This is a genomic window from Rhodococcus sp. IEGM 1306, assembly GCF_036541985.1.
Taxonomy (GTDB): Bacteria; Actinomycetota; Actinomycetes; order Mycobacteriales; family Mycobacteriaceae; genus Rhodococcus_F; species Rhodococcus_F qingshengii.
Window position 1 is genome coordinate 1 of the sequence record NZ_JAZHFF010000035.1, and the last position, 6393, is coordinate 6393.

General features: G+C 62.2%; 1 protein-coding gene. It reads left to right on the forward strand.

The genetic code is table 11. The annotated features are described in order from the left end of the window. Positions 1-6393 (forward strand): non-ribosomal peptide synthetase (locus V3587_RS30560; RefSeq protein WP_317829930.1); only part of this gene is annotated, 6393 nt, incomplete at both ends.

A 6393-nucleotide genomic window follows, 5' to 3' on the forward strand; every position in this document is an offset into this window, starting at 1 on the left:
TGCGGCGTTGACTGCGCAGGTGCGTCCGGCGCAGGTTCCGTTGTCGTTGGCGCAGCAGCGCATGTGGTTCCTCAACCAGTTGGATACGAACTCGGCAGGGAACAATGTTCCGGTTGCGATCGCGCTCACCGGAAAACTGGACGTGTCGGGGCTGGAACAGGCGGTCTCGGACGTTATCGGCCGCCACGAGGTTCTGCGCACGGTCTACCCCGAGGTCGACGGCGTCGGCTACCAGAAGATCGTTGCACCGGCTGATGTCGACGTGAACCTCACTGCAACCTGGGTCTCGGATTCGGAGATTGTTTCCGAGGTAACGAACTTCGTAGCGGCAGGCTTCGACGTGACGACCGAGGTGCCGTTGCGCGCCAAGCTGTTCCAGATCAAGGCCGACGAGCATGTTCTGGTATTCGTCGTGCATCACATCTCGACCGACGGTTTCTCGATGGGCCCGCTGACCCGCGACGTGATGACCGCCTACTACGCGCGAACCAACGGCCAGGCTCCGACCTGGACGCCGTTGCCGGTGCAGTACGCCGACTACTCGTTGTGGCAGCGTGAGGTTCTCGGGTCCGAGGACGATCCGCAGTCCGTCATCGCAAAGCAGATCTCTTACTGGGCGCAAGCACTGGACGGCGTGCCCGAACAGTTGAATCTTCCGGGGGATCGGGCTCGGCCGGCGGTATTCTCCGGTCAGGGAGCGACATTCGAATTCTCGATCGGGCAGGAATTGCACGAGCGGCTGATCAGCGTGGGCCGGGAACACAATGCGTCGATGTTCATGGTGGTCCATGCGGCTCTGGCGTCGCTTCTCGCACGTCTGTCGGGAACAACGGACATCAACATCGGTGCACCGATGGCCGGGCGAGGTGAATCCGAACTCGACGATTTGATCGGAATGTTCGTCAACACCTTGGTGTTGCGTACCGAGGTTGATCCTTCGGCGGCATTCACAACACTTCTGGCCTCGGCTCGGGAAACCGACCTTCAGGCGTTCGCGCACTCGGACCTTCCGTTCGAACGGCTCGTGGAAGTGCTGGATCCCGTTCGGTCGAGGGCACATCACCCGCTGTTCCAGGTGGCGTTGGCATTCCAGAACCTGGGGCAGAACTCATTGGCTCTGCCCGGTCTGACGGCCGCCGAGTTCGCAATCGACGAGACCGTGGCCAAGTTCGATCTGCAGCTCACGATCAGTGAGGTATCAGAAGGGCTGTCGGCGACGTTCACGTACGCGACGGATCTGTTCGACGAATCGACCGTCCGCGGATTCGCTGCACGATTGATGCGCATCCTGAACGGAATTGCGACGGACCCCGCGACTTCAGTGGGTGACATCGAAATCCTCGACGCGTCCGAGCGTGAGGTTCTGACGAGCCAGAGGGCATCTTCAGGAGTAGCGCAGGCGCCGTTGGCAGAGATTCTTTCCGACGCTGCTGCGCGCTACCCGGACAACGTCGCATTGCGCTACCCCGGCACGGCGCAGGCCGCTGCCGGTCGGTCCATGACGTATCGCGAGGTCGACCAGTGGTCGTCGAAGCTGGCCCGCGTCTTGATCAATCGTGGTCTCGGGGCTGAAGATCTTGTGGCGGTGTCGATTCCGCGATCCGTCGAATCGGTACTCGCGGTGTGGGCAGTGTCGAAGACCGGGGCAGCGGTCGTTCCGATCGATCCGCACTATCCGGCAGATCGTATCGCGCACATGCTCAGCGACTCGGGTGCGAAGGTAGGCCTGACCCTCGACGTCGAACGTGCGAATCTCGCCGACGACGTCGAGTGGTTGGTCGTGGACGGACCGCTCGGCGAACAGATGATCGCCGGAGTGTCCGGAGCGCCAATAGATGCCGAGGAACGTGTGCGTCCACTGACGACTGCTCATCCTGCCTGGGTGATCTACACTTCCGGCACGACCGGACTGCCGAAGGGCGTTGTCGCGACCAACGCGGGACTGGCGAGCTTCAGTGTCACTCAGGCCGCGCATTACCTCGTGAAGCCCACCTCGCGGACACTGCACTTCGCGTCACCGAGTTTCGACGCGTCGATGCTCGAGTTGTTCCTCGCGGTGGCCACCGGCGCGACGATGGTCATCGTCCCGCCTGGCGTGTACGGCGGCGACGAACTGGCTGAGGTGTTCCGTAGCGAACGAGTCACGCATGCGTTCATCACACCAGCGGCTCTGGCGTCGATGGACCCGAGCGGCCTGGACGACCTGTCGGTCGTAGGTGTGGGCGGCGAAGCGTATTCGCCGGAACTGATCAGCAAGTGGACGACGGGGGACGACTCGGCCGCATCTGCTTCGGCTCCCAGGACGTTCCTGAATGTCTACGGCCCGACCGAGACGACGATCGTGACGAACGTCAGCGTTCCGCTTCTGCCTGGTGACCGAATGGACATCGGCGCCACGATCGGTGACATGGCCGCCTTCGTCCTGGACACACGACTCAATCCAGTTCCACTCGGAGTCTCGGGCGAGCTGTACCTGTCCGGTCCACAGGTGACCCGCGGTTATCATCGTCGCCCGGGCTTGAGTGCCGATCGATTCGTGGCAAACCCGCACGGTAATCCGGGCGAGCGAATGTACCGAACCGGTGACGTGGTGCGCTGGGTCGCTGGAACCGCACCCTCTACATATGCAGTGGAATACGTGGGCCGCAACGATTTCCAGGTCAAGATTCGCGGTTTCCGGATCGAACTCGGTGAGATCGACGCGTCGTTGACCGCACACCCCGAGGTCGAGTTCGCGGCGACGATGGGTACGACCCTGCCGTCGGGTGCTCCGGCACTGGTGTCGTACGTATTCACAGGAAAGAACGCTTCGGTGACTTCGGCCGAATTGATCGAATTCGTCTCCAAAACCCTTCCGGCTCACATGGTTCCGGCTTCGGTTATGGTCTCCGCGGACATGCCACTCAGCCCGGCCGGCAAGCTGGACCGAAAAGCTCTCCCAGCGCCGGTCTTCGAGACCAAGGAATTCCGGGCCCCGGTTACCGAGATGGAACAAGTCCTGAGCGAGATCTTCGCGGACGTTCTCGGCCTCGATCGAATCGGCACCGACGACTCGTTCTTCGCCCAGGGCGGCGACTCGATCATGTCGATCCAACTCGTCTCGCGTGCGAAGGCACGTGGAATCGTATTCGCACCCAGTGACGTCTTCGAGAGCAAGACTGTCGCAGCACTGGCCGAAGTGGCGAAGTACGCCGCCGACGTCGAGGCCGCCGTGGTGCTCGAGGAGTTGCCGGGCGGTGGCGTCGGCTGGATGCCGTTGACGCCGATCGAACGATTCATGGTCGAGCGCGGTGGCAGCTACAACCGATTCACGCAGACGATGACTCTCGAGCTTCCACTCGGAGTGCAGCGAACCGACATCGTGCGAACACTCGCCGCAGTCGTCGACCACCACGACATGTTCCGCTCGCGGCTGATCTCCGACGGTCGCGGATGGGGGATGTCGGTCTCCGAGCCCGGAACCGTGGACGTCGAGGATCTGCTCAGCCGCGTCGATGTCGACGCGGCTGCGGACGAGTCGACAATTGTCCTCACGGCTTCCAAGGGCCTCGACGAGGCTCTCGGCCGATTGAATCCGGCTGACGGCGTGATGGTTCAGTTCGTGTGGGTCGACTTCGGTCCCTCTCGCACGGGGCGCTTGATCATTGCTGCGCACCACTTGATTGTCGACGGGGTTTCCTGGCGAATCATCGTTCCGGATCTGGTGTCGGCTGCGGCCCAGATGGCCGGGGCGAGCGGAGCGACGGGGGATGTAGCCGGAGCGACGGGCGATGTGGCTCTCGAGCCGACGGGTACGTCGATGCGCCGCTGGGCTCATGCATTGTCCGAAGAGGCCCATCGGGATTCGCGGGTAGCCGAGCTGGATACCTGGCGGAAGGTGTTGCAGACACCGGATCCGGTGCTGGGCAAGCGGGCGTACGACTCTGCCGTCGACGTTGCGGCAACGGTTCAGCGGATAAGCGTGGCGGTCCCCACTCAGGTGACCGAGACTCTGTTGACCACGCTGCCGGAGGTTTTCAACGGCGGCGCCAACGACGGCCTGCTCGCTGGACTGGCACTCGCGCTGATCGAGTGGCGTCGCCGAGCGGGAATCGACTCGACCTCTGCCCTGCTACAGCTCGAAGGCCACGGCCGTGAAGAAGCCGTGATTCCCGGTGCGGATCTGTCGAGGACTGTTGGCTGGTTCACTGCAGCCTTCCCGATCAGTCTCGATCTTTCCGAGGTAGACCTGGGTGACGCTTTTGCCGGAGGTGATTCGGCGGGACGCGCGATCAAGGCAGTGAAGGAGCAGTTGCTGGCGATCCCGGACAAGGGCGTCGGGTACGGACTGCTGCGCTACCTGAACGAAGACACGCGCGCAGTGCTTTCGCGCTTCGCAGGGGGACAGGTCAGCTTCAACTACTTGGGAAGGGTTGTCGCCGAGGATCTTCCGGCAGGTGTCGAGGGGCTCGGCTGGCTGCCGGCGGGCGATTTCGCCAACGTGTCAGCACCCGAAGACGTCGACATGCCCGCAAACAAGGTCGTCGACATCAATGCGATCGTCAACGACGGCGCAGACGGAGCTGTTCTGGAGGCCTCCTTCGCCTACCCCGTCGGTGCCATCGACGGCGAGAGCGTCGAGGCGTTTGCACAGATTTGGGTCGAAGCACTGACCGCCCTGGCGGAGCATTCTCGATCCGTCGGTGCCGGAGGACTCACTCCGTCCGACGTGCCGCTTGTCTCGGTGAGCCAACGAGATATCGACGGGTTCGAGAATCGATTCGGTACGGTGACCGACATCTGGCCGCTGGCACCGCTGCAGTCGGGCTTGCTCTTCCATGCGATGTTGGCGGAATCCAGCGTCGACCTCTACTCGGTGCAGATGATTCTCACTTTGTCCGGAAAGGTCGATGCCGACCGATTGCGGACTGCAGCACAGGGAATCATCGACCGTTACGCGAACCTGCGAACAGCATTCACGGCCGACGACGACGGAACGCCGGTCCAGATAGTCCTCGAGGACGTTGCTGTCCCGTGGCGGAACATCGATCTCAGCGATGTCGCGGCGGTCGACCGTGAGGCAGCACTGGACGCAGTTTTGACGGCTGACCAGGCGACACACTTCGACATGGCGTCACCGCCGTTGATTCGGTTCACCTTCGTCACGATGGCGGAGGGGGACTACCGCTTGGTCGTGGCGAATCACCACATCATTCTCGACGGTTGGTCGGTGCCGCTGCTTTTGCAGAACCTGTTGGCGCTGTACGCGACGCGTGGTGACGACTCGGTTCTTCCGCGTGTGCGCAGCTATCGCAATTACCTGGCGTGGCTTGTCGATCAGGATCGCGATCGATCACTTACCGCCTGGGCGGATGCGCTTTCCGGCGTCGAGCAGCCGACGCTGCTCGCTCAGGTCACAGGCGGACAGGAATTCACCGCGCTGTCACAGAAGCTGAACGTGTCGATGTCGTCGGAGACAACCGCGACGCTCACAGCTCTGGCTGCACGACTCGGCGTCACCGCCAACACGATCGTGCAGAGCGCGTGGGCGGTCCTGCTCGGTGCGTTGACCGGAACCGACGATGTTGTCTTCGGTGCAACAGTGTCCGGCCGGCCCCCGGCACTCACAGGCGTCGAATCGATGGTCGGGTTGTTCATCAACACCCTCCCGGTGCGGGTGCGCCTCGACGCCGCGGAGTCCGTCGAAGAATTGGTTGCCAGGGTCCAGATCGAGCAGGCGAGAATGCTCGATCATCACTATCTCGGTTTGACCGATGTGCAGAAAACTGCGGACGTCGGAACATTGTTCGACACGTTGGTGGTCTTCGAGTCGTACCCGGTAGACCGTGAGGGCCTCGCCGCACAGGCGGATGTTCTCGACGGAATGATGATCGACGACATCTCGTCGGACGATTCCACGAACTACCCGTTGACCCTGCTGATCGCACTCGACGAGCAGTTGCACTTGACACTTCGGTACCTGCCGGACTTCTTCGATGCCGACTACGCAACTGCGTTGCTGGACAGAGTTCTTCGACTGCTCTCCGCCGTCGCTACCGATCCTTCCGTTCGTGTTGGTGACGTTGACATTTTGGATTCTGTTGAGCGTTTGTTGGTGCTCGAGGGTTGGAACGACACGGCTCGGGCTATTGCGGATGTGTCGTTGGTGGATCTGTTCGATGCGCAGGTGGCGGCGACGCCGGGTGCGGTGGCGCTCTCGTTCGAGGGGCAGTCTCTGTCGTATGCGGAGTTCGATGCTCGGGTGAATCGTTTTGCGCGGTATTTGGTTTCGGTGGGTGTGGGGCCGGAGTCGTTGGTTGGTGTTGCGGTTCGGCGTTCGGTTGATTTGTTGGTTGCGGTTTACGGTGTGCTCAGGGCTGGTGGTGGGTATGTTCCGGTGGATCCGGATCAGCC